Source organism: Allobosea sp. RIT-PG3_2 (assembly GCF_057321085.1).
Genome location: NZ_JBXWCA010000002.1, coordinates 246,071 through 268,219 on the forward strand (window position 1 = coordinate 246,071; position 22,149 = coordinate 268,219).

Consider the following 22,149-nt stretch of genomic DNA (forward strand, 5'->3'; position numbering starts at 1 on the left):
GACAGGGCGCCTCGGCGGCCTCAGAGTCGTTTGAGAATGAGCTCAATGGCTGACACGACGTAAGAGGGTGACCATTGCGACGACGTACCGAAATCCGTCGTTTGCGCCGGGATCGAACCCAATAACCTAAGCCCCTCCCTTCAATCCGGAATCCTCTCCCAATCCTTCAACCACGGCGCAGCCGAAGCGTCGCTCGGGGCGCGCCAGTCGCCGCGGGGCGAGAGCGAGCCGCCGGAGGAGACCTTGGGACCGTTCGGCATGGCCGAGCGCTTGAACTGGCTGGTCTCGAAGAAGCGCCGGATGAAGACGCCGAGCCAGCGCTTGATCACCGGTAAATCATAGGCGACGCGCTTGGCCGCCTCCATGTTCGGCGGCCAGTCGCCGGCGGTCGCGTCGCGCCAGGCATGCTCGGCCAGGAAGGCGATCTTGCTGGGCTTGAAGCCGTAGCGCGTGGTGTAAAACAGGTTGAAGTCCTGCAGCGCATAGGGGCCGACGAAATCCTCGGTCTTCTGGGCCGGCTTGTCGCCATCGCCCGGCACCAGCTCGGGGGAAATCTCGGTGGCGAGGATGTCGAGCATCACAGCCGAGGCTTCCGCACCGAAGCGGCCGGATTGCGCCACCCAGCGGATCAGATGCTGGATCAACGTCTTCGGCACGGAGCCGTTGACGTTGTAATGCGACATGTGATCGCCGACGCCATAGGTGCACCAACCGAGCGCCAGCTCCGAAAGGTCGCCGGTGCCCATCACCAGCGCGTTGTGCCGATTGGCGAGGCGGAACAGCACGGAGGTGCGCGCACCCGCCTGCACGTTCTCGAAGGTGATGTCGTAGACCGGCTCGCCCTTGGCGAAAGGGTGGCCGATATCCACCAGCATCTGCCGGCAGGCCGGCGTCATGTCGATCTCCTCGGCGCTGACGCCGAGCGAGCGCATCAACCGCCAGGCATTGTCCTTGGTGTCCTTGCTCGTGGCGAAGGCCGGCAGCGTATAGGCGAGGATGTTCTGCCGGGGGAGGCCGAGCGCATCGAAGGTATGGGCCGCGACGATCAGCGCCTGCGTGGAATCGAGGCCGCCGGAGACGCCGATCACAACCTTGTCGAGCCGCGTGCTCTCCAGCCGCTTGCGCAGACCGTGCGACTGGATGTTGTAGGCCTCGAAGCAAAGCTCGTTCAGCCGGGCATCGTCATTCGGCACGAAGGGGAAGCGCTCGACCGTGCGAGCGAGGCCCAGATCCGAGCCGCGGTCCGGATCGAGCGCGAAGTCGATACGGCGGAAGCCGAGCCTGTCGCGATGCATGTCGGCGCTGTCGCCGAAGGTGTTCTGGCGGATGCGGTCCATCGCCAGCCGCTCGAGGTCGATATCGGCGAGGATGAGCTGCGGCTCGGCGGCGAAGCGCTCGGCCTCGGCCAGCAGCGCGCCATTCTCGTAGATCATCGCCTGCCCGTCCCAGGCGAGATCGGTGGTCGATTCGCCGGTGCCGGCGGCGGAGTAGGCATAGGCGGCGATGCAGCGCCCTGAATGCGCTTTGCAAAGAGAGTGGCGCCAGTCCGACTTGCCGATGGTGACGTTGCTGGCCGAGAGGTTGAGCAGCACGGTCGCGCCGGCGAGCGCGGCGAAGGAGCTCGGCGGGATCGGCGTCCAGACGTCCTCGCAGATCTCCATATGGACGACGAGATCGGGGATGTCGGAAGCGGCGAGCAGAATGTCCGTGCCGAAAGGCACCTCCTGGCCGCAGAGATCGATATAGAGCGCACCGGCGCGCTCGCCCGAGGCGAACTGCCGGCGCTCGTAGAATTCGCGGTAGTTCGGCAGATAGGTCTTCGGCACGGCGGCGAGGATGCGGCCGCGATGGATCGTGACGGCGCAGTTGAACAGCCGCCCCTCGACACGCAGGGGCGCGCCGACGACCGCGACGCAGCGCAGGCTCCGGCTTTCCTCGACGAGCCGCGACAGGGCCTCACGCACCGCGTCGAGCAGCGCGTTCTGCTGCAGCAGGTCGTCAATCGCATAGGCGCTGATGCCGAGTTCCGGAAACAGGCAGAGCGAGGCGCCGCCTTCATCGGCCCGGCGCAGCAGCGCGATGGTCTCCGCCACATTGAAGGCGGGATCGGCCACCTTCAGCCGCGGCGCGGCGCATGCGATCCGGACGAGACCGTGGGCGTGGATGTTGCGGAAGCTCATCGTCACTCCGTCGGGCCGACAGGCAGCGAGCCGGCCTGCACCGCTTATCGCGCAGGCGCGAGGCGGTAAGCAAGCCGGGCGCCGGCAGGGGTGCGCCGATGCGGCGACATGGAAGGTCGAGCGCGCCGAACCGGGCGCTCCGTCCCATCCGCAGATGGGCCGAACGTCGCAAGCCCCTGCGATTGCCGGCCGGCATGGCGCACAGTATCCCTCAGGGATCGAAGAGCGGACATCGCAGCCGCCGCACCCCCGGGAAACGCCATGTCCGACGCCGTGCCTTCCGACCGCCGCCTGATCGGCAGCTTCGACTACGTGGTCATCGGCGCGGGCTCGGCCGGCTGCGTCGTCGCCAACCGCCTCGCGGCCGATCCGGACACCAACGTCCTCGTGCTGGAAGCGGGCGGGCTGGACGACTGGATCTGGTTCCACATCCCGGTCGGCTATCTCTTCGCCATCGGCAATCCCCGCGCCGACTGGCTGTTCCAGACCGAGCCCCAGCCCGGCCTCGGCGGGCGGGCGCTGGCCTATCCGCGCGGCAAGGTCGTAGGCGGCTCCTCGGCGATCAACGCCATGGTCTATATGCGCGGCCAGGCGGCCGATTATGACGGCTGGCGCCAGCTCGGGCTCACCGGCTGGGGCTGGGACGAGGTGCTGCCCTATTTCCTCAGGCATGAGGACCATATCGCGCCGCCGCCCGGCGGGCTGCACAAGGCCGGCGGGGAATGGCGCGTCGAGCATCCGCGCGTGCGCTGGGCGATCCTCGACGCCATCCGCGACGCGGCCGAGGCTACCGGCATCGCCAAGATCCCGGATTTCAACACCGGCGACAACGAGGGATCATCCTATTTCCAGGTGAACCAGCGGCGCGGGCGCCGCTTGAGCGCCTATCGCGCCTTCCTGAAGCCGCTGCTGGAACAGCGCGACCGCACCAACCTGCGGCTGGAGACGCGCGTCCATGTCGAGCGCATCGTCTTCGAGAACGGCCGGGCCAAGGCGGTCGAATTCACCCATGGCCTGGGAACACCCAGCGAGGAGAAGCTGAGGGTCGAGGTCAGCGGCGAGGTCGTGCTCTCGGCCGGCGCGATCGCCTCCCCGCTGCTGCTCGAACGCTCCGGTATCGGCAATGGCACGCGGCTGCAGGGCCTCGGGCTGGAGACGCTGGTGGATGCGCCCGGCGTCGGCGAGAACCTGCAGGACCATCTCCAGATCCGGCCGGTCTACAAGGTCCAGGGCGTCAAGACGCTGAACAGCGACTATGCCAAGGTGTGGCGGCGCCCGCTGATGGCGCTGCAATGGGCGGCGCTGCGCTCCGGCCCGCTGACGATGGCGCCCTCGCAGGTCGGCGCCTTCGCCAAATCCGCGCCGCATTATGCGACGGCCAATCTCCAGTACCATTTCCAGCCGCTCTCGCTCGACAGCTGGGGTTCGGGCTTGCACCCCTTCGACGCGTTCACGGCGAGCGTCTGCAATCTCAGGCCGACCAGCCGCGGCAGTGTCCATCTGCGCTCCGCCGACGTGCACGACACGCCGGTGATCTCCCCGAACTATTTGGACACCGAGGATGACCGACAGGTCGCGATCGACGCGCTGAAGCTGACCCGCCGGATCGTGGCGCAGGCACCGTTGGCACGCTTCCGGCCGGAGGAATATTTGCCGGGTGCGGAGGCCGACTCGGACGAAGCGCTGCTGGATGCCGCCGCAAAGCTCGGCACCACGATCTTCCACCCGGTCGGCACGGCGAGGATGGGACGCGACGACGATCCCGGCGCCGTGCTGGACGAGCGCCTGCGCGTGCGCGGCGTCACGGGCCTGCGCGTCATCGACGCCTCGGTGATGCCGGCCATCACCTCGGGCAACACCGCCAACCCGACCATGATGATCGCCGAGAAGGGCGTGGCGATGCTCAAGGAGGACGCGCGCGGTTGAGTTGCACCGCCGTGGCTTCGAAACGCCACAAAGCCCGGCTTATGAAGGCGGACCTGATGCCGGATCACGCCATGCCCCCAGTTTCGCCCGACAGGAGCCTGCCCAAGCGCCTCGCGCTCGGGATTGTCCGCGCGGTCCTGACGGTATTCATCATCATCGACGAGGTCGCGCGGCCGCTCTACCGGCCGCTGATCCGCTGGTTTTCATCGCTGCGGCTGGTCCACCGCCTGGAGGAAGCCGTGGCCGGGCTACCGCGCCCGCTCGTGCTGCTGGCGCTCGCCGTGCCCTTCGCCATCGCCGAGCCGCTGAAGCTGCTCGGCCTCGTCATGATGGCGCGCGGCGCCTTCTGGCCGGGGCTGATCGTGCTCGGCCTCGCCCATCTCGCCAGCTTCCTGATCGTCGAGCGCATCTATCATGCCGGGCGCGAGAAGCTGATGAGCTATGGCTGGTTCGCAGGGGTCATGGGGATCGTGATCCGCCTGCGCGACCAGGTCCTGGGTTGGGTGCGGGCATCGGCCGCCTATGCCTTCGCCATCCGGACGCGCGATGCCGCCCGGCGCTGGTGGCAGGGGCTGCTGGCCTGAAAGCTCAGCGCCGGCTGCGTGCCAGCAGGAAGAGCGCGACGGCAGCCAGGGCCGAGAAGGCGATCAGCAGCAGCGTCGAGACCGTCACGCCGCCGCGCTCCAGCGCCACGGCGAAGGCCAGCGGCGCCGCCGCCTTGATGACGAGGCCGGGCGCCGAGAGCTTGCCCATCGTCGCGCCGAAGCCGACCGGCCCGAACAGTTGCAACGGCACCGTGCCGCGCACGATCGAGCTCAGCCCCATGCTGATGCCGAAAGCGACGGCGAAGAGGCCGGCGACCACCGGCAGCGACCCGCCGACCAGCAGCAGCGCAAGGCCAAGCGGCATCAGGCAGGCGGAAACCCAGGCGGTGGTGACCGGCGAGACGGCGCGGCCGAACAGCATCTCGACCAATCGCCCCGCCACCTGAGAGGGCCCGAGCATCGCGCCGATGCCGACCGCGACCGCAGCGCCGAGGCCGAAGCCGCGCAGCAGCGTCAGCAGGTGGATCGCCATGGCCGAGACGACGAAGCCCTGCAGCGAAAAGGCCAGCGCCAGCCACAGGAAGGCGCGGCGGCGGGCATCGCCCGTGAGATAGGCCGTTTCGGGTTCCGCCGGGGCCGATGCGGCTGCGCCCGAGGCATGCGCCGCCACTGGCCGCTTCACCCGCCCCGGCAGGAAGAGGAGGTGCAATGGCATGCAGACCAGGATCTGCGACAGGCCGTAGAGCCTGTAGACGCCGCGCCAGTCGAGGACCGCCAGCAAGCTGCTGGTCAACGGCCAGAACAGCGTCGAGGCGAAGCCACCGATCAGGGTGAGCTGGCTGATGGCGCGCCGTGCCTGGCCGCCGCGCGCCTGCGTCAGCGCAGCGAAGGCCGCATCGTAGAAGACCGCGGTGGTCACCGCCTGCAGCGCGACCATGGCCACGACGTAGCTGACGATGCCGCGCGCCTCCGCCAGCCCCAGCAGGGACAGCCCGGCCAGGGCCGATCCCACCGTCATCACCAGCCGCGTGCCGTAGCGGTCTATCAGGCTGCCGGTCACCGGGGCGACGGCGCCGCCGAGGAAGAGCCCGGCCGCCAGACCGCCATAGGTCCATTCCGGCGGCCAGCCGAAGCTTTCGGTGATGCGCGGCGCCAGCACGGTGAAGGCGTAGTAGAGCGCGCCATAGCCGAAGACCTGCGTGACGCCGAGCGCGACGATGAGCGACGGCCCGCCGGGCCGAAGAAATCTGGACGAAGCCATGGCCGTCATCTGCCCCGGTCAGACGATCTGGTTGCGCAGGCCTGCGTCGCCGCGTGCGAGACGATCCAGATTGTCGATGAGGATATCGATGACATTGCCCTCATAGGCGCGGGTCTCGCCGGCGCTGTGCGGGGTGACGATGACCTGCGGCAGGCGCCAGAACGGCGAGGCCGCCGGCAGCGGCTCGTCATGGAAGCAATCGAGCCCGGCACCGGCGATCCCGCCATTGCCGAGGGCATCCAACAACGCGGCTTCGTCGACCACGCGGCCACGCGCGACATTGATCAGGTAGGCGGAGGGCTTCATCGCCGCGAGGATGCGGGCGTCGACCAGCCCTTCCGTCTCGGGGGTCAGCGGGCAGGTCAGCGCGACGAAATCCGCCTGCGCGACTGTTTCCGCGAGCTTGTCGGGATGGACGATGGCTTCGACATGCGGCTGCGGCTCGGGGCTGCGGCGCACGCCGATGACGCGCATGTCGAACGCGGCCGCGAGCTTCGCCAGCCTCAGGCCGATGCGGCCGAGCCCGACGACGACCAGCGTCTTGCCGCCGAGCTCGTCCTCGCGGAGCGCGCGATCGCCGATCATCGGCCGCCAGGACTGCTTTGCCTGATTGTCCCGGGCGAAATGGATCTGCCGGGTCAGCGCCAGGATCAGCGACATCGCGTGTTCGGCCACCGCGCGCTCGTTGCCGCCCTGCGCACTGGCGAGACGGACACCGGCCGCGCCGAGCGCCGCCTTGTCGAACTGGTCGGTGCCGGCGCTGACCGACTGGATGAAGCGCAGCTTCGGCAGCCTCGGCAACAGCTCGTTACGCCACATGCCGGAGACGACGATGATATCCGCCTCCGGCCCGCGCTCGCGCAATTCGTCGAGGCTGCGGACCTCGAAGCTGCGGGCGGCGCGATTGTGGCGGGCGAATTCGTCCCGGAGCTGATAGGCGGCGTGCGCGAAGCCTATCGTCAGTTCGCCTTCCGGCGGCAGCAATGCCATGCGTCGTCTCTCCCCGAATCCGTCAGTGGACGTTAGCCGCCGCGCCGGCTTCTGTCCCCGCGCTCGCCGCATGCAAGCTTCACGCTGGTGGCGATGTTTCGGGCGCATCGACGGTGAGCGCCGCCTGCAAGCGCGACCACGCGGCCTCGTCGCCGGGGAGGCCGAAGCGCAAACGGTCGGGTGCGCTCTGAAAGCGGCGGACATAGATACCGTGGCGGCCTAGGCGGTCGAAGAGTGCCGATGCAGTCGGCGTCTCGAGCAGGCGGAACAGGCTGGTGCCGCCCACGATGCGGCCATACGGCGCGAGCAGCGCGTCCAGGCTTGCGGCATCACGGCTACGATCTGCGCCGGCCCTGGCGAGCCAATCGCGATCCGCGAGGGCCTGCGCGCCGATGTGCAGGGCAGGTCCCGCCACCGACCAGGGCCCGAGCGATGCTCGGAGCCGCGCCATCAGATCGGCAGAGCCGATGACGAAGCCGAGACGCAGCCCCGCGAGCCCATAGGTCTTGCCGAAGGAACGCAGGACGAGCGCGCCAGCGGGCAAATCCGGCACGAGGCTCGTCTCCGGCGTGAAATCGGCGAAAGCCTCGTCGACGACCAGCAGGCCGCCGCGCGCGGCGCAGCGGGCGGCGAGGACTGCGAGTTCAGCTCGCGAGAGCACGCGGCCATCGGGGTTGTTGGGATTGACCACGACGATCGTCACAGCCGCCTCGGAGGGCGACGCCGCTTCCGTCACCGTGAAGCCCGCCTTGCGCCAGGCATGGGCGTGTTCCGCATAGGTCGGACCGAGGATGGCGACGGGCCCGGCCGGCGCGAGATGCGGCAGCAGCTCGATCAGGATTTGCGTGCCGGGCGCCGCGACGATGCCTGCGCCGTCCGGCACCCGGTAGGCCGCGCGGGCGGCGGCGATGAGCGCGGCCTCGTCATCGGCGCCGGGCAGGCGCGTCCAGAGGCTTAACGGCAGCGCCGGAAGCGGATAGGGGATCGGATTGATCCCGGTGGAGAGATCGATCCACGGTTGCGGCGCATCCGGAAAGAGCGCGCGGGCCGTGGCGAGATCGCCGCCATGCCAGATGTCGTCCTCAGCCACGATCGCGCCCGCGCCCCGCATGAACCTCTCCGCCAGCCTGCCGCTGCTCGTGCTCGCGCTTACGATCGAGGCGGCGTTCGGCTATCCCGAGCGCTTCTATGCCGCAATCGGCCATCCCGTCACCTGGATCGGGCGATTGATTGGAGCGCTGGACCGGGCGCTGAACCGCGAGGCCTCGTCCTTCGTCACCCGCAAGGCCATGGGCGTGCTGGCGCTGGCGCTGCTGCTCGCGGCCACGATCGCTCCCGCGTTGCTGCTCCAGCGCTTCTGCCTGGCCTTCTGGCCGCTCGGCCTCATCCCGCTCGCGCTCGTCGCCTCGACGCTGATCGCCCAGCGCAGCCTTTACGAACACGTCGCCCGCGTGGCCGAGGGGCTGGAGCGCGAGGGCCTGGAAGGCGGCCGGAAGGCCGTCTCGATGATCGTCGGGCGCAATCCGAACACGCTGGACGAGGCCGGGGTGGCGCGCGCCGCCATCGAGAGTCTCGCGGAGAACTTCTCCGACGGCATCACCGCGCCGGCCTTCTGGCTCGGCATCGGAGGCCTGCCGGGTATCGCCGCCTACAAGGCGATCAACACGGCCGATTCGATGATCGGCCATCGCACGCCGCGTCACCTCGCCTTCGGCTGGGCCGCGGCGCGGCTCGACGACCTCGTCAACCTGCCGGCCTCGCGATTGACGGCGCTGCTGCTGATCGTTGCGGCGGCACTCGATCGGACGATGGATGCCGGCGGTGCCTGGCGAGCCCTGCGGCGTGACGCCGGCAAGCACCGCTCGCCCAATGCCGGCTGGCCGGAGGCGGCCATGGCCGGTGCGCTCGGGCTGCGGCTGGCGGGCCCGCGCGTCTATGGCGATACCCGCATCGACGATCACTGGATGGGCGATGGTCGGGCCGATGCGAACGCTGCCGACATCAGGCGCGCGCTTGCGCTGTACCGGCGCGCCTGCGGGTTGCTGTGGGGACTGGCGGCAGGGCTGACGGCCGCCGCTCTGCTCTGACTCCGACGATCAACTTGCTCCGGAAACACACCGTCATTCCGGGGCATCGCGCAGCGATGAGCCTGGAACCCATGGACACAGGGTTTTCGGGAGAAGGCGCCGACACTCCGGCATGACGTCCATCGGACGGTGTTCATGGGTTCCGCGCTCGGGCCTTCGGCCCGCCCCGGAATGACGGCGCGGTTCTCGTAAAACCCGTTAGCGGCGAATGCCGTTCGTCGCCCCGGACTTCACTCCGGCAACGGCACGGCGCGGCGCGCTATCGCCTGAAGATCGGCTCCCACGGGCAGCGAGCCGAAATGGCCCGACCAGCCACCCGCCAGTCGCGAGGCGACGAAGGCGTCGGCCACCGCATGCGGCGCGTGGCGGATCAGCAGCGAGGCCGACAAGCCAAGCGCCATGCGCTCGACGAAGCGCCGCGCCAGATGCTCGTGGCGGAGCACATCGACGAGATCGGTCGCCAATTCGGCGAGGAAAGCGTCATAGCGCGGATCGTTGCCGCGCGCGGCGCGCAATTCGTCGAGCAGGGCCGGCACGCAATCGGGATAGCGGCGGATCGAGCGGAGCACGTCGAGGCAAACGACATTGCCCGTACCTTCCCAGATGCCGTTGAGCGGCGCCTCGCGATAGAGCCGCGCCATCAGATGGTCCTCGACGAAGCCGTTGCCGCCATGGCATTCCAGCGCCTCGACCACCACCGGCGTGGCGCGCTTGCAGTTCCAGTATTTGGCGATTGGCGCGCCGATGCGGCCGATGAGCTTCTCCGCCTCGCTCCCGCCCTCGCGATCGAGCGCATGGACAAAGCGGAAGGCGAGCCAGGCGGCGGCTTCGGCCTCCAGAGCGAGGTCGGCGATCACATTGGTCATGATCGGCTGGTCGATCAGCGCCTTCTGGAAGGCGCGGCGATGGGCGGTGTGATGCGCCGCCTGCGCGACCGCATGGCGCATCAGCCCGGCCGAGCCGACGGCGAAATCGAGCCTCGTGTAGTGGTTCATCTCCAGCCCGGCGCGGATGCCATGGCCGGGCTCGCCGATGAGATGAGCGATGACGCCGCGGAATTCGACCTCGGAGGAGGCGTTCGACTTGTTGCCGCACTTGTCCTTGAGCCGCTGGATCTGCAGCCGGTTGCGCGAACCGTCCGGCAGCCAGCCCGGCACGACGAAGCAGGAGACGCCCTCCTCGGTCCGCGCCAGCGTCAGGAACACATCCGAATGCGGGACGGAGAAGAACCATTTATGCCCGGTGAGAGAATAGGTGCCGTCGGCGTTGCGCGTGGCGACGGTCTGGGTCTGGCGCAGGTCGGAGCCGCCCTGCTTCTCGGTCATCGCCATGCCGACCGTGCCGCCGCGCTTCTGCGCTGCCGGCAGCGGACGCTGATCGTAGTCGGAGGAGGTGATCAGCTTGCCGAACTCGGCCCAGCGCGCGGGGTCGCGCTGCAGGACGGGGATCGCCGAATAGGTCATGCCGAGCGGGCAGCAGATGCCGTTCTCGCCCTGGTTCCAGAGATAGGAGACCGCGGCGCGCGCCACCTGCGCGCCGGAGCGCGGCTTGGTCCAGCAGAGCGAATGGAACTCGTCGCGCATGGCGAGCCCCATCAGCTCATGCCAGGCGGGGTGGAATTCGATCTGGTCGACGCGCCGGCCCCAGCGATCATGCGTCCGCAGTTCCGGCAGGCTGCGATTGGCCTGCCGCGCCAGATCCTGCACGCGTTGCGAGCCGACATGGCCGCCGACCACGCTCGCCTGCTCGCGGAACCAGCCGGCGCCGAACATGTCGAGGATGCGTCCGAGCGCGGGGTCCGCCGCGTAGGCGTCGTAATCCGCCAGCGCCGGGGCCTGGTTCAGCACCTCGTGGGTGTCGTAGCCGTATGCATCGAGAGCGGTCATGCGGCCTGTCCTTCACGGGAGATCAGCGCGGCGAGGGAGAGATCGGCGAGCGCGGCAGCGATCTCGCGGCCGCGTTCGGCGGTGATCGGCCGCTCGGGCGAAAGCGGGCCGATCAGCGCTTCCATGAAGCCGCCGACGATCATCGCCGCGGCGGCGTCGGGATCGACGGGACGGAAAGCGCCCTGCCCTTCGCCTTCCACGACAAGTGCGCGGAAGATGCCGGCGATCTCACGGCGATAGTCGAGCCGCGTCGCATCGACGGCCGGATCGGCGGGTTCGGCGATCATCGACCAGGCGAGACGGCGATTGGCGAAGGCGCGCCGGGCGAAAGCTTCGACTGCCGACGTCAGGCGCTCGGTGACCGGCGCATCGCTCGCGGCGATCTCGCGCAGCACGGCGAGTTCTCGCGAGGACACCGCCGCGACGATCTGGGCCATCAGCTCGGCCTTGGAGGAGAAATACGAATAGACGCTGCCGGTGGAGACGCCGCTGGCGGAGGCCACTGCGGCAATCGATGTTTCCTGGAAGCCGACCTCCGAGACGATCCGGCGCGCGGCGGAGAGGATCGCCTCACGCTTGCCCGCCTTGCGCGGTTGTTTCGGGGTTCCATCGACCATGCACGATCTCGAAATTGAATCTGAATTCAAATTCAATATGAAGAGGAACCCCATTCCGTCAAGTGTCCGCCAGCAAGGGTAATCGATCGGGCAATGGAGGCGCGGGAACCCTCTCCTGGAAGGAGCGGGCAGGATGAGGTGGAGGCCGCTGGACCAGGGACGCGAGTGCTCACGGCGCGGTTGGGCTCGGGCTAGCGATGCCCCTCCAAACAGCTCACCCCTCCGCTCTCCTTACAGGAGAGGGGTTCCCGCGCTCTCCTACCCGTCTTCGTCTGCTGGAATGGGTTGGGTCGATTTACCCCGAGAAAGACGGCAAGCTTCTTTCTGCGCCCCCCGAAAGAGGCTCAGAACTCGATACCTTGCTGCGCCTTCACGCCGGCGGCGAAGTGATGCTTCACCAGCGTCATCTCGGTGACGAGGTCGGCGGCCTCGATCAGTTCCGGCTTGGCGTTGCGACCGGTGACGACGACGTGGAGGTCGGGCCGGCGAGCCTTGAGCGTCGCCACGACATCGGCGAGCGGCAGGTAATCGTAGCGCAAGGCGATATTGAGCTCGTCCAGCACCAGCAGCCTGATCTCCGGATCGGCCATCAATTCCCTCGCCTTGGCGAAGGCCCGCTCGGCGGCGGCGATGTCGCGGGCCTTGTCCTGCGTTTCCCAGGTGAAGCCCTCGCCCATGCTGTGCCAGCTGACCTGATCGCCGAAGGCTTCGAGCGCCTTGCGCTCGCCGGTCGACCAGGCGCCCTTGATGAACTGCACCACGCCGATGCGCCAGCCATGGCCGAGCGCCCTCAGGATCAGGCCGAAGGCCGCCGTCGACTTGCCCTTGCCGGGACCGGTATTGACGATGAGCAGGCCCTTCTCGACCGTCTTGGAGGCGATTTCGGCGTCCTGAACCGCCTTGCGCTTCTCCATCTTCGCCTTGTGGCGGGCGGCTTCGTCAGCGTCGATATCCCGCGTCATGTCTTCGGCTCACTTCACTCGCATCGGCAATCCGGCGACCATGAAGACCACGCGGCCGGCGCGTGCCGCAAGCGCCTGATGCAGCCGCCCGGCCTCGTCGCGGAAGCGCCGGGCGAGCGCGTTCTCGGGCACGATGCCGAGGCCGACTTCGTTGGAGACCAGCACGATGGGGCCGGAAGCCTGCTCGCATGCACTGATAAGCGCGGCCCCGGCAACAGCGGTATCGCGTTCGGCGAGGATCAGGTTGGTCAGCCAAAGCGTCAGGCAATCCACGAGGATCGGCTGCCCGGCCGGCTGTTCGGCGATCGCTTCCGCCAGATCGAGCGGCGCATCGACCGTCAGCCAGCCCGGGGGCCGGCGCATCCGATGCTCGGCGATGCGCTCGCGCATCTCGTCGTCATAGGCCTGGGCGGTCGCGATGTAGGTCCAGGGCGCCGGCAAAGCCTCGATCAGCGACTCGGCATGGCGGCTCTTGCCGGAGCGGGCGCCACCGAGGATGAGGGAGAGATGGGGCAAGTCCATGGGCAGGTCCTTCGGCGCCGCCCCCTGTCGTCATGCCCGGGCTTGACCCGGGCATCCCACCCCGAAGGAGGCGCGCGAGCCTCTTCCTGCATGAGATTCTCGGGTCAAGGCCGAGAATGACGCGCTTGCGGCGCACCCTGCATTGCACAGCAGCATCCCGAAGGCTAATGATCGTCGCTGACGGTGCCTCCGCGAGGAGGTGAAAAGGGAACGCGGTGCGGGCTTGCTCTGCCCAAAGCCGCGGCTGCCCCCGCAACTGTAAGCGGGTGTCCTTCGCCATCGGCCACTGGAGCCAACGCTCCGGGAAGGCGGCGCAGGACGTCTAACCCGCGAGCCAGGAGACCTGCCGTCGACCCGCAAAGATCCAACCAGCTGCCGGCGGGGCGGCTACGGAGAGCATGATGAACACGGTTTCGGTTTCCACCATACAGCTCAGCGTTTCCGAACGCGTCAAGGCGGTTGCCGCCGCGCTCGTGATCGGCGTCGCGCTGATCTACACGACCGGCTTCGCGGCCTCGACCAATGTCCATAACGCCGCGCACGATACCCGTCACGGCCTCGCCTTTCCCTGCCACTGAGGGAAAGCCATCATGGTCACGCGTGTTCTCACGGTCAGCATCCTGGCCGGGCTTCTGGCTGGCTTGATCGTCGCCGCCCTGCAGCATGTCACCACCACCCCGCTTATCCTCAAGGCCGAGACCTATGAGGCGGCGCTCGCGCTGAAAGCGCCGACGCTCGCCGCTTTCGATGGCGAGGCGAAAATCATCCTCGCGCATGGCCCGGCGGGCGATGCGCCCGGCCATGAGCATGCCGAATGGAAGCCGCAGGACGGCCTCCAGCGCACGCTCTTCACCAGCTCGGTCACGATCGCGACCGCCATCGGCTTCGCCGCGCTGCTGCTCGCCGGCATGATCGCGGCCGGGGACACGATCGACCAGCGCCGCGCCCTGATCTGGGGCGCCTGCGGCTTCCTCGCCTTCGGCCTCGTGCCGGCGATGGGGCTGGCGCCGGAGCTGCCGGGCGCGGCATCCGCCGCGCTGGAACAGCGCCAGCTCTGGTGGCTCGCAACCGCGATCGCCACGGCTATCGGGCTATTCGTGTTCCTGCGCTTCGACGCGCCCTGGCTCAAGCTGCTCGCCGTCGTCGTGATCCTGCTGCCGCACATCGTCGGTGCGCCACATCCAGCCGCGCCGGAGAGCAAGGTCCCGGCCGAGGTCGCGGCGCATTTCGCGGCGCTCTCGCTCGGCATCCAGGCCGCGCTCTGGCTCGCGACCGGCTTCATGGTCGGCGTGCTCTGGCCCTGGGGGAGCCGCCGCGCCGCCGCGGCCTGAGGATAGCGGCGCCTTCGGGCTCCGCGCGAAAGGCAAGCCACATGTCCGAGGGCGACCTCACCATCCATGTCTGCACGGTTTGCAGACGGGCGCGCGCCGACCTCCCGGAGGGTTACGACCAGCCGGGGCTGGCGCTCGCCGAAGCGCTGGCCGCGCAGCTCGCAGCCAAGGGCAGCGCCATTCCGGTGGTGCCCGTCGAATGCCTCGCCGTCTGCAAGCGGCCCTGTACCGTCGCCTTCGCGGCCGACGGCAAATGGACCTATCTGATCGGCGACCTGGATACAGAAACCCATCTCGACGAGATCGTCGGCGCGGCGGAGGCCTATGCCGCCAGCGCCAACGGCATCGTTCCCTGGAAAGAGCGGCCCCAGTCCTTCCGCAAGGGCGTGGTCGCACGCGTGCCGCCCATGCCGGCGCGCCAGCAAGGATAAACCTATGAACGCTCCTCAGACCGCCAACCTCGGCAAGACGCCCTGCACGATCATCACCGGCTTCCTCGGCGCCGGAAAGACCACGCTGGTGCGCCATCTCCTCGAGAACGCGCAGGGCAAGAAGCTCGCCGTGCTCGTCAACGAATTCGGCGATCTCGGCTTCGACGGCGAATTCCTGAAAGGCTGCGGCATCGCCGGCTGCAGCGACGAGGACGTGGTCGAGCTGCCCAACGGCTGCATCTGCTGCACCGTCGCGGACGATTTCGTGCCGGCGCTGGAAAAGCTGCTGAACCGGCCGAACCCGCCCGAGCACATCCTGATCGAGACCTCCGGCCTCGCCCTGCCGAAGCCGCTGGTGCAGGCCTTCAACTGGCCGGCGATCCGCGCCCGCGTCACGGTCGACGGCGTCATCGCCGTGGTGGACGGCCCGGCGGTGGCCGAGGGCCAGTTCGCCGACGATCCGGAGGCGCTGGCGGCGCAGAAGGCGGCCGACGCCTCGGTCGAGCATGACAACCCGCTGGAAGAGGTGTTCGAGGACCAGATCCTCTGCGCCGATCTCATTCTGCTCAACAAGAGCGACCTCGTCGACGAAGCCGGCCGCGCCCGCGTCAAGGCCGAGATCGCCGAGCATCTGCCTAAGGCGATCAAGATCGTCGAGACCATCAATGGCAAGGTCGAGCCGGCGCTGATCGTGGGCTTGAGCGCCGCCGCCGAAAACGATCTCGCCGCCCGTCCCTCGCATCACGGCGAGGGCGAGCACGATCACGACCATGACGATTTCGACTCCATCGCCCTGCCGCTGCCGGCGGGCCTGTCGCCGGAGGAGTTGTCGGCGCGCGTCGCCAGAGCGGCCGAGGCCGAAGGCGTGCTGCGGCTCAAGGGCTTCACCGCCGTGCCGGGCAAGCCGATGCGGTTGGTCGTGCAGGGCGTCGGACGGCGCGTCGGGCATCATTTCGACCGGCCCTGGGGCGCTGGCGAGGCCCGCGACGGGCGGCTGACCGTGATCGGGCTCAAGGGCTTCGATCTCAAGGCCGTGGAAGCGGCCCTCGCGGGGGCGTAACATCGGGCGATGCACCTTCTCCCGACCAGCGAGATCAGGCTCGACGACGGCGGGGACGCCGTCGATCTCGCCCTGCCGCCGGGAGACGTGCTCGTGCTCTCCTTCACCGACAGCGACCTCTCGGCGCTGGCGGTGGCGGCCGCTGATAGCAAGCTGTCACTGCGGCTCGCGCCCTTGCGGCGGCTGAAGCACCCGCTCTCCGTCGATTTCCTGATCGAGAAGACCGCGGCGCAGTGCCGCTTCGTGCTGGTGCGCTGCCTCGGCGGGCTCGATTACTGGCGCTACGGCATCGAGCGGCTGGGCGCGGCCTGCCGCGAGCACGGCATTCCGCTCGCGATCCTGCCGGGCGACGAGCGCGACGATCCGCGACTGGCCGAGCATGCCACGGTGTCCGTGGAGCTTGCGGAAGGGCTTCTGGCCTATTTCCAGGCCGGCGGCGGCGCCGAGAACATGCGCCGGCTGCTGGGGCGGATCGAAGGATATCTGACGGCGCTTCGACCCTCATCCGACCCGGCTTCGCCGGGCCACCTTCTCCCCCGAGGGGAGAAGGATGAAGCGGCGGCAATCGCGCCCTTCTCCCCTCGGGGGAGAAGGTGCCGGCAGGCGGATGAGGGCCGGCGGGACGCCGCCGACCTTGCACCCATCGCCCTGCCATCCTTCTTCGCATTGAGCGAAGGCGGTGCGCCCCTGCCTTGGCGGGACGCGCTCGCCGCAATCCCGGCCGACCGGCCGCTGGTCCCGATCCTGCTCTACCGCTCCGGCGTCGCGGCGGGCGACACCGCCATGGGCGAGGCCATCGCCGCTGAACTGGCCGGCCGCGGCCTGGCGGCACTGCCGCTCGCGCTGACGAGCCTGAAGGACCCGGCCGTTACAGCCGAGCTCGCGGCACTGATCGCACTGCGCAAGCCGGCGCTGATCGTCACCACCACAGCCTTCTCGGCGCGCGAGGGCGACGACTTCGTGCTCGATGCCGCCGCCTGTCCGATCCTGCAGGCCGTGCCGGTCGGCAGCCCACGCGAGGCCTGGGACGCATCGCCGCGTGGCCTCTCGGCTGCCGATCTCGCCATGCAGGTGGCGCTAACGGAATTCGACGGCCGCATCGGCGCTATCCCCGTCGCCTTTAAGGCGGAGGCGACCGATCCGGCGACCGGCCTCGCCACGCGCCGGCTCGAGCCCCACGCGGAGGGCATCGCCGCGCTCGCCGATCTCGCTGCCGGCTGGGTTGCGCTGGCACGGAAGCCACCGGCAGAGCGCAGGCTGGCGTTGGTGATGTCCGATTATCCTGCTCGCGGCGGGCGGGCCGGCTTCGCCGTCGGCCTGGACACGCCCGCCAGCGTGACGGCGATCCGGAAGCTGCTGGCCGGAGCGGGGTATTCCGTCGATATCCCCTCCTCGGTCATCCCGGGCGACCAGAGGGAGACCCGGAATCCCGGATCGGCGCCGCTATCGCGGCTTGTCCGGGATGACAGCGCAGATTTGGATGAGGGGGCCAGCTTGATGGCAGCCCTTACCGCAGGCCCGGCCGAGCTGAGCGTCTCGCTTGCCGGCTATCGCGACTGGCTCGCCACCATCCCCGCCACAGCGCGCGAGGCTCTTCTGGCGAGCCATGGCGCGCCCGAGGCCGATCCGACCTGCCGCGACGGCGCTTTCCGCTTCCGCGCCGTGCGCTACGGCAAGCTCACTGTCGCATTGCAGCCGCCGCGCGACGCCACGCCAGACCGCAAGGCGCGCTATCACGACCCCGACGCACCGCCCGGCCATGGCTATCTCGCCTTCTACCTCGCACTCCGCCAAGCCGAGGCCGTCGACGCGCTGATCCATCTCGGCACCCACGGCACCACGGAATGGCTGCCGGGCAAGGCGGTCGCGCTCTCCGCCGGCTGCTGGCCGCGCCTTGCCGTCGGCGGGCTGCCGGTGATCTACCCCTATGTCGTCGACGATCCCGGCGAAGCCGCGCCGGCCAAGCGGCGGCTCTCGGCCATCACCCTCGGCCATCTGCCACCACCGCTGGCGGATTCCAAGCCCGAAGGGGAAGTCGCCCTGCTGCGCGATCTCGTCGAGGAATTCTCGCAGGCGCAGGTGCTCGACCCGCGTCGCGCCGACATCGTCGCTGCCGAGATTCGCGCCCGTGCCGAGGCGAGCGGACTGGCAGCCTCCTGCGGCGTCATGCCCGACATGGAGATGAACGAGGCGCTGACGCGGCTCGACGCGCATCTCTGCGACATCGCCGAATTGCCCTTCCGCGACGGCTTGCATGTCTTCGGGCAATCCGAGATCGACCCAGCTTCGGCCCGCAACGAGCGCGAGAACCTGCTCGCCGCCCTCGACGGCCGCTTCGTGCCGCCCGGCCCGGCCGGCGCGCCGCATCGCGGCCGGCCCGACGTGCTGCCGACCGGGCGCAATCTCTCGACGCTCGATCCGCGCGCCATTCCGACGCGCGCCGCAGCAAGGCTCGGCAAGGTGGCCGCGCAGGCGGTGGTGTCGCGCCACCTGCAGGATCACGGCGACTATCCGCGCCGGATCGTGATGGACCTGTGGGCCTCGCCGACGTTGCGCTCGGGCGGCGAGGATATCGCCCATGCGCTGGCGCTGATGGGCGTGGAGCCGCTCTGGGACAATGCCTCCACCCGCGTCACCGGCTTCAGCATCGTCCCTCAGCCGAAGCTCGCCTTTCCGCGCCTGGATGTGACGGTGCGGATATCCGGCACCTTCCGCGACACCTTTCCCGGCCAGATCGCCTTGATCGATCAGGCGACGCGGGCCGTGGCCGCGCTGGACGAGCCCGACGACTGGAACGAGCCCGCCGCCGCCCGCCGGCGCGGCGAGCACGGCGCGCGCATCTACGGCGCCGCGCCCGGCCGCTACGGCGCGGCGATGGCCGACCGCGCGTTGGACGGCGACTGGACGCATCGCGAAGAGCTGGGCGCCGCCTATCTCGCGGCTTCCGACCATGCCTATGGCGGGCCTGAGGGCCTCGCGACGGCCGATTCCGGCTTCGCCCACCGCATCCGCAGCTCCGATGCCTTCATCCATGTCAGCGACACCGCCGGGCGCGATATCCTGGAAGCGAGCAGCGCGGCCGATGTCATCGGCGGTCTCGCGGCTGCAGCCAAGGCGCTCGGCGCCGACCCGGCGCTCTACAGCCTCGACAGCGCGAACCCAGCAGCACCGAAGGTGCGCACGCTGGCCGAGGACATCGCCCGCATCGTCCATGGCCGGCTGACGCATCCGCGCTGGGTCGCTTCGCAGCTCGCCCATGGCTGGCGCGGCGCGGCGGAGCTGGCCGAGGCGGTCGATACGCTCTTCGTTTTCGCTGCGAGCACGGACGCCGTCGCGGACGGGCTGTTCGACGCCGTCTTCCAGGCCTATTGCGCCGATCCGCAAATCTGGACGGCGCTGGAAGCCGCCAATGCCCCGGCGGCCGCCTCGATCCGCTCGCGCCTCGCCGAGGCGGCGCGGCGCGGCCTGTGGACCAGCCGGCGCAATTCGGTCGGGGCCTTCCTGGCGCGGGAGGCGGCGGAATGAGTGCACTTCCGAAAGAGGCGCTGCGGCGCGGCTGGTGCCCGAGCACGCTGAGGCCAATGGAGACCGGCGATGGCTGGCTGGTGCGCCTGCATCCGCCCGGCGCGCAACTGACGCCCCCGCAATTGCGGCGGATCGCGGCGCTGGCGGCGGAGCACGGCAACGGGCTCGTAGAAATCTCGGCTCGGGCCAATCTGCAGATCAGGGGCGTGACGCCGGCAAGCCATCCGATGCTGGTCGAGCGGCTGCTGGCGGAACGCCTCGTCGACGAGCATGAGGGCGACGGCCCGCAGCGGCTGACGCTGGTTTCGCCGCTGGCAGGCGCCTGCCGTCATTCCGGGGCTTCGCGCAGCGAAGAGCCCGGAATCCATGAACACAGCCGGGATCGACGAAGCGCGGGCGATTCCAGCGCCCCGACGATTGGCGACGAAGTTCAAGGTTTGCAGGCTCTCGGCGTTGCCGCGCCCCGGAATGACGGACAGGGCTTGATCGACGCCGCGGCTTTATCGGCGGCGATCGAGGAACGGGTGCGAAGCATTGCCGGCCTGCCAGCAAAGCTCTGCGTCATCGTCGATGATGGCGGTCGACAGGCGCTGGACGGCTTTGCCTGCGACATACGGCTCGTCGCCGTCGCATCCGGCCGGGTGGTCGTCGGGCTCGCCGACACGATCTGGCGCGGCCCGGTTTCAGAGGTCGATGCACCCGCCATCGTGGAAACCGTCCTGCGCGGGTTCGCACGCGCACGCAGCGCCGCTCCAGAGCGCATCCGCCGCCTGCGCGACCTCTCCGCCGCGGCATTGTCCGGCCTCAGCGGACTGGCTGAAACGGCTGCCCCAGCGCCCCGCCCGGCCCCTCGACGCGCCGGGCTTTTCGCCTTGGCGGGTGATCGCTTCGCGGCGCTCGTCAACCTGCCATTTGGCCGCTGCGATGCGGCGACGCTCGATAGGCTCGGTGCCGGCGTTGGAACGCAGCAGGCCGATATCCGGCTCTCGCCCTGGCGGGGCTTGGCCTTCCGCAATCTCAGCAATGTCGATGCCGAGGCCATGCTCGTCCTCGCGAACGACCTCGGATTGATCACGCGTGACGACGATCCGCGCCTGTCGGTGCAGGCTTGCGCCGGGAGCCCGGCCTGCTCGCGGGCGGAAGCTCCGGCCATGGCGGACGCCGCGAAACTGGCCGAAGCCGCCAGCGACTTGCTCGCTCGGGGTGCCACATTGCATGTCTCGGGCTGCATAAAATCCTGCGCGCATCCGGCCAGTGCCGACCTTACCCTGGTCGGTCGAGAAGGACGTTACGAGGTCGTGCTCGGCGGCACAGCGCGGGACAAGCCGCTCGCGACGCTTGACCTTTCGACGCTCATGGCGCGATTGCAGCCCGGAGAAGAGATTCACGCGCGGCTCACCAATGCGGCGCGTATAACGGGACCGCGCGGTTGAGCAGGGCTTACGATTACATCCAGGACGGCGCGGCGATCTACGAGCGCTCCTTCGCGATCATCCGTGCGGAAGCTGATCTTGCCCGCTTCAGCGGCGCGGCCGAGCGCGTCGTCGTGCGCATGATCCATGCCTGCGGCATGACCGACCTGCCCGGTGACGTCGAGATGTCCGTCGACTTCGCCGAAGCCGCCCGCACCGCGCTCAAGAGCAGCGGGCCGATCCTGTGCGACGCCAAGATGGTCGCCAACGGCGTGACCCGCGCCCGGCTGCCGGCCGGCAACGAGGTGATCTGCACGCTGGACGACCCGCAGGTCCCCGCGCTCGCGGCCAGGATGGGCACGACCCGCTCCGCCGCCGCGATGGAATTATGGAGGCCACGGCTCGCTGGCTCCATCGTCGTGATCGGCAATGCGCCGACCTCGCTGTTCCGGCTGCTGGAAATGCTCGATGCCGGTGCGCCCAGGCCCGCTGCGGTGATCGGCATCCCCGTCGGCTTCGTCGGCGCGGCGGAATCCAAGGCGGCTCTGGCGAAGGACGGACGCGTGCCCTTCCTCGTCGTCCATGGCCGGCGCGGCGGCTCGGCCATGGCAGCTGCCGCCGTCAATGCGCTGGCGCAGGACAAGGAATAGCGGCGTGAGCGGGACAGAAAAGACCCTGCTCTACGGCGTCGGCCTCGGCCCCGGCGCGCCGGATTTGATGACCGTCCGGGCGCGGGACATCATCCTCTCGGCCGACCGTCTCGTGCATTTCTGCAAGCGTGGCCGGCGCGGCAACGCCCGCTCCACGGCCGACGCCATCATCGCGCCCGACGCCGGCCGTGAGATCGAACTCGCCTTCCCCGTCACGACCGAGGCCAGCGTCGGCGAACCCGATTATGACGGGCCGATCGCGGCCTTCTACGAGGAAGCCGCCGAGCGCCTCGCAGCGGAGATGCAGGCCGGGCGCAGCCTCGCCGTACTCTGCGACGGCGATCCATTCTTCTATGGCTCCTTCATGCATCTGTGGCGGCGCCTGAGCCAGCGCTTCCCGACCGAAATCGTGCCCGGCGTCACCGGCATGACCGGCGCCTGGGCCGAGGCCGGTGCGCCGATCACCTGGGGCGACGACGTCATGACCGTTCTGCCCGGCACGCTGCCGGAGGCGGAGCTGGCGCGACGACTGGCCGACACGGATGCCGCCGTCATCATGAAGCTCGGCCGCAACCTGCCGAAGGTGCGCCGCGCGCTCGTGGCGGCCGGGCTGGAAGGGCGCGCGATCTATGTCGAGCGCGCGACCATGGAGCGGCAGGTGGTGGCCCGCCTCGTCGACAAGGCCGATGACGAGGCGCCCTATTTCGCCATGGTGCTGGTGCCCGGCGAGGGGCGCCGGCTGTGAGCGACGGTCCTTCGCATTC

At 69.3% G+C, this 22,149-nt stretch carries 19 protein-coding genes and 1 riboswitch; of the genes, 11 read left to right on the forward strand and 8 right to left on the reverse strand.

What is annotated here, in order from left to right; translation table 11 throughout:
- Positions 1-140: 140 nt before the first annotated feature.
- Complete coding sequence (locus AC2FAN_RS06900) at positions 141-2,180, reverse strand: NAD(+) synthase (protein ID WP_485173186.1); 2,040 nt, start codon at positions 2,178-2,180, stop codon at positions 141-143.
- A gap of 261 nt (positions 2,181-2,441) precedes the next feature.
- Between AC2FAN_RS06900 and AC2FAN_RS06905 the strand changes: the two genes are divergently transcribed.
- On the forward strand, positions 2,442-4,106 hold the full coding sequence (locus AC2FAN_RS06905) for a GMC family oxidoreductase (RefSeq protein WP_485173187.1): 1,665 nt from the start codon (positions 2,442-2,444) through the stop codon (positions 4,104-4,106).
- 71 nt (positions 4,107-4,177) lie between these two features.
- Positions 4,178-4,690 (forward strand): hypothetical protein, encoded by a 513-nt coding sequence (locus tag AC2FAN_RS06910; protein WP_485173188.1) that lies wholly within the window; start codon positions 4,178-4,180, stop codon positions 4,688-4,690.
- Between the two features lie 4 nt (positions 4,691-4,694).
- On the opposite strand, the gene AC2FAN_RS06915 is transcribed toward AC2FAN_RS06910, so the two are convergent.
- The 3 genes from AC2FAN_RS06915 to cobD all read right to left on the reverse strand — a co-directional run bounded on the left by AC2FAN_RS06915 (position 4,695) and on the right by cobD (position 8,013).
- Positions 4,695-5,912, reverse strand: a complete 1,218-nt coding sequence (locus AC2FAN_RS06915) for an MFS transporter (protein ID WP_485173189.1) — start codon at positions 5,910-5,912, stop codon at positions 4,695-4,697.
- A gap of 18 nt (positions 5,913-5,930) precedes the next feature.
- Complete coding sequence (locus AC2FAN_RS06920) at positions 5,931-6,902, reverse strand: D-2-hydroxyacid dehydrogenase (RefSeq protein ID WP_485173190.1); 972 nt, start codon at positions 6,900-6,902, stop codon at positions 5,931-5,933.
- 79 nt (positions 6,903-6,981) lie between these two features.
- Positions 6,982-8,013: a threonine-phosphate decarboxylase CobD gene (gene cobD / locus AC2FAN_RS06925; RefSeq protein WP_485173191.1), complete on the reverse strand. Its 1,032-nt coding sequence runs from the start codon at positions 8,011-8,013 to the stop codon at positions 6,982-6,984.
- Between cobD and cbiB the strand changes: the two genes are divergently transcribed.
- Positions 8,012-8,989: an adenosylcobinamide-phosphate synthase CbiB gene (gene cbiB / locus AC2FAN_RS06930; protein ID WP_485173192.1), complete on the forward strand. Its 978-nt coding sequence runs from the start codon at positions 8,012-8,014 to the stop codon at positions 8,987-8,989. The genes cobD and cbiB overlap by 2 nt on opposite strands.
- Before the next feature lie 230 nt (positions 8,990-9,219).
- Here the strand turns inward: cbiB and AC2FAN_RS06935 are convergent, their stop codons facing one another.
- The 4 genes from AC2FAN_RS06935 to cobU all read right to left on the reverse strand — a co-directional run bounded on the left by AC2FAN_RS06935 (position 9,220) and on the right by cobU (position 12,976).
- Entirely contained in the window at positions 9,220-10,875 is a 1,656-nt protein-coding gene (locus AC2FAN_RS06935; RefSeq protein ID WP_485173193.1) for an acyl-CoA dehydrogenase family protein, read from the reverse strand.
- Entirely contained in the window at positions 10,872-11,492 is a 621-nt protein-coding gene (locus AC2FAN_RS06940) for a TetR/AcrR family transcriptional regulator (RefSeq protein WP_265051594.1), read from the reverse strand. The genes AC2FAN_RS06935 and AC2FAN_RS06940 overlap by 4 nt, the downstream gene beginning before the upstream one ends.
- 344 nt (positions 11,493-11,836) lie before the next feature.
- Complete coding sequence (gene cobO / locus AC2FAN_RS06945; RefSeq protein WP_265051593.1) at positions 11,837-12,454, reverse strand: cob(I)yrinic acid a,c-diamide adenosyltransferase; 618 nt, start codon at positions 12,452-12,454, stop codon at positions 11,837-11,839.
- Positions 12,455-12,463: 9 nt separating this feature from the next.
- Entirely contained in the window at positions 12,464-12,976 is a 513-nt protein-coding gene (cobU, locus tag AC2FAN_RS06950; protein WP_485173194.1) for a bifunctional adenosylcobinamide kinase/adenosylcobinamide-phosphate guanylyltransferase, read from the reverse strand.
- A 165-nt stretch (positions 12,977-13,141) separates the two neighbouring features.
- A riboswitch (cobalamin riboswitch) is annotated at positions 13,142-13,341 on the forward strand.
- A 36-nt stretch (positions 13,342-13,377) separates the two neighbouring features.
- Between cobU and AC2FAN_RS06955 the strand changes: the two genes are divergently transcribed.
- Genes AC2FAN_RS06955 through AC2FAN_RS06990 form a run of 8 tightly spaced genes read left to right on the forward strand, consistent with a single transcriptional unit; the run spans position 13,378 to position 22,130 of the window.
- Positions 13,378-13,554 carry a CbtB domain-containing protein gene (locus AC2FAN_RS06955; protein ID WP_485173195.1) on the forward strand — a complete coding sequence of 59 codons (177 nt, stop codon included), beginning with the start codon at positions 13,378-13,380 and terminating at the stop codon, positions 13,552-13,554.
- 12 nt (positions 13,555-13,566) lie between these two features.
- Complete coding sequence (locus AC2FAN_RS06960; RefSeq protein ID WP_485173196.1) at positions 13,567-14,307, forward strand: CbtA family protein; 741 nt, start codon at positions 13,567-13,569, stop codon at positions 14,305-14,307.
- Positions 14,308-14,348: 41 nt separating this feature from the next.
- The gene (locus AC2FAN_RS06965) at positions 14,349-14,738 is read left to right on the forward strand and encodes a DUF1636 domain-containing protein (protein ID WP_265051589.1); all 390 of its coding nucleotides are present in this window, start codon (positions 14,349-14,351) and stop codon (positions 14,736-14,738) included.
- A 4-nt stretch (positions 14,739-14,742) separates the two neighbouring features.
- Positions 14,743-15,798: a cobalamin biosynthesis protein CobW gene (gene cobW, locus AC2FAN_RS06970; protein WP_485173197.1), complete on the forward strand. Its 1,056-nt coding sequence runs from the start codon at positions 14,743-14,745 to the stop codon at positions 15,796-15,798.
- Between the two features lie 9 nt (positions 15,799-15,807).
- Positions 15,808-19,323, forward strand: a complete 3,516-nt coding sequence (locus tag AC2FAN_RS06975; RefSeq protein ID WP_485173198.1) for a cobaltochelatase subunit CobN — start codon at positions 15,808-15,810, stop codon at positions 19,321-19,323.
- A complete protein-coding gene (locus tag AC2FAN_RS06980; protein ID WP_485173199.1) occupies positions 19,320-20,756 on the forward strand; it encodes a hypothetical protein in 1,437 nt (478 codons plus the stop codon). The genes AC2FAN_RS06975 and AC2FAN_RS06980 overlap by 4 nt, the downstream gene beginning before the upstream one ends.
- Positions 20,753-21,385: a precorrin-8X methylmutase gene (locus tag AC2FAN_RS06985; protein ID WP_485173200.1), complete on the forward strand. Its 633-nt coding sequence runs from the start codon at positions 20,753-20,755 to the stop codon at positions 21,383-21,385. Before AC2FAN_RS06980 ends, AC2FAN_RS06985 begins: the two co-directional genes overlap by 4 nt.
- A complete protein-coding gene (locus AC2FAN_RS06990; RefSeq protein ID WP_485173201.1) occupies positions 21,360-22,130 on the forward strand; it encodes a precorrin-2 C(20)-methyltransferase in 771 nt (256 codons plus the stop codon). The genes AC2FAN_RS06985 and AC2FAN_RS06990 overlap by 26 nt, the downstream gene beginning before the upstream one ends.
- The last annotated feature ends 19 nt before the right edge of the window (positions 22,131-22,149 follow it).

What these genes read in the sequence shown, in the direction of transcription:
- AC2FAN_RS06900 (WP_485173186.1), bottom strand. Translation starts at nt 2,180, where the DNA reads ATGAGCTTCCGCAACATCCACGCCCACGGTCTCGTCCGGATCGCATGC.
- AC2FAN_RS06905 (WP_485173187.1), top strand. Translation starts at nt 2,442, where the DNA reads ATGTCCGACGCCGTGCCTTCCGACCGCCGCCTGATCGGCAGCTTCGAC.
- AC2FAN_RS06910 (WP_485173188.1), top strand. Translation starts at nt 4,178, where the DNA reads ATGCCCCCAGTTTCGCCCGACAGGAGCCTGCCCAAGCGCCTCGCGCTC.
- AC2FAN_RS06915 (WP_485173189.1), bottom strand. Translation starts at nt 5,912, where the DNA reads ATGGCTTCGTCCAGATTTCTTCGGCCCGGCGGGCCGTCGCTCATCGTC.
- AC2FAN_RS06920 (WP_485173190.1), bottom strand. Translation starts at nt 6,902, where the DNA reads ATGGCATTGCTGCCGCCGGAAGGCGAACTGACGATAGGCTTCGCGCAC.
- cbiB (WP_485173192.1), top strand. Translation starts at nt 8,012, where the DNA reads ATGAACCTCTCCGCCAGCCTGCCGCTGCTCGTGCTCGCGCTTACGATC.
- cobD (WP_485173191.1), bottom strand. Translation starts at nt 8,013, where the DNA reads ATGCGGGGCGCGGGCGCGATCGTGGCTGAGGACGACATCTGGCATGGC.
- AC2FAN_RS06935 (WP_485173193.1), bottom strand. Translation starts at nt 10,875, where the DNA reads ATGACCGCTCTCGATGCATACGGCTACGACACCCACGAGGTGCTGAAC.
- AC2FAN_RS06940 (WP_265051594.1), bottom strand. Translation starts at nt 11,492, where the DNA reads ATGGTCGATGGAACCCCGAAACAACCGCGCAAGGCGGGCAAGCGTGAG.
- cobO (WP_265051593.1), bottom strand. Translation starts at nt 12,454, where the DNA reads ATGACGCGGGATATCGACGCTGACGAAGCCGCCCGCCACAAGGCGAAG.
- cobU (WP_485173194.1), bottom strand. Translation starts at nt 12,976, where the DNA reads ATGGACTTGCCCCATCTCTCCCTCATCCTCGGTGGCGCCCGCTCCGGC.
- AC2FAN_RS06955 (WP_485173195.1), top strand. Translation starts at nt 13,378, where the DNA reads ATGAACACGGTTTCGGTTTCCACCATACAGCTCAGCGTTTCCGAACGC.
- AC2FAN_RS06960 (WP_485173196.1), top strand. Translation starts at nt 13,567, where the DNA reads ATGGTCACGCGTGTTCTCACGGTCAGCATCCTGGCCGGGCTTCTGGCT.
- AC2FAN_RS06965 (WP_265051589.1), top strand. Translation starts at nt 14,349, where the DNA reads ATGTCCGAGGGCGACCTCACCATCCATGTCTGCACGGTTTGCAGACGG.
- cobW (WP_485173197.1), top strand. Translation starts at nt 14,743, where the DNA reads ATGAACGCTCCTCAGACCGCCAACCTCGGCAAGACGCCCTGCACGATC.
- AC2FAN_RS06975 (WP_485173198.1), top strand. Translation starts at nt 15,808, where the DNA reads ATGCACCTTCTCCCGACCAGCGAGATCAGGCTCGACGACGGCGGGGAC.
- AC2FAN_RS06980 (WP_485173199.1), top strand. Translation starts at nt 19,320, where the DNA reads ATGAGTGCACTTCCGAAAGAGGCGCTGCGGCGCGGCTGGTGCCCGAGC.
- AC2FAN_RS06990 (WP_485173201.1), top strand. Translation starts at nt 21,360, where the DNA reads ATGCGCTGGCGCAGGACAAGGAATAGCGGCGTGAGCGGGACAGAAAAG.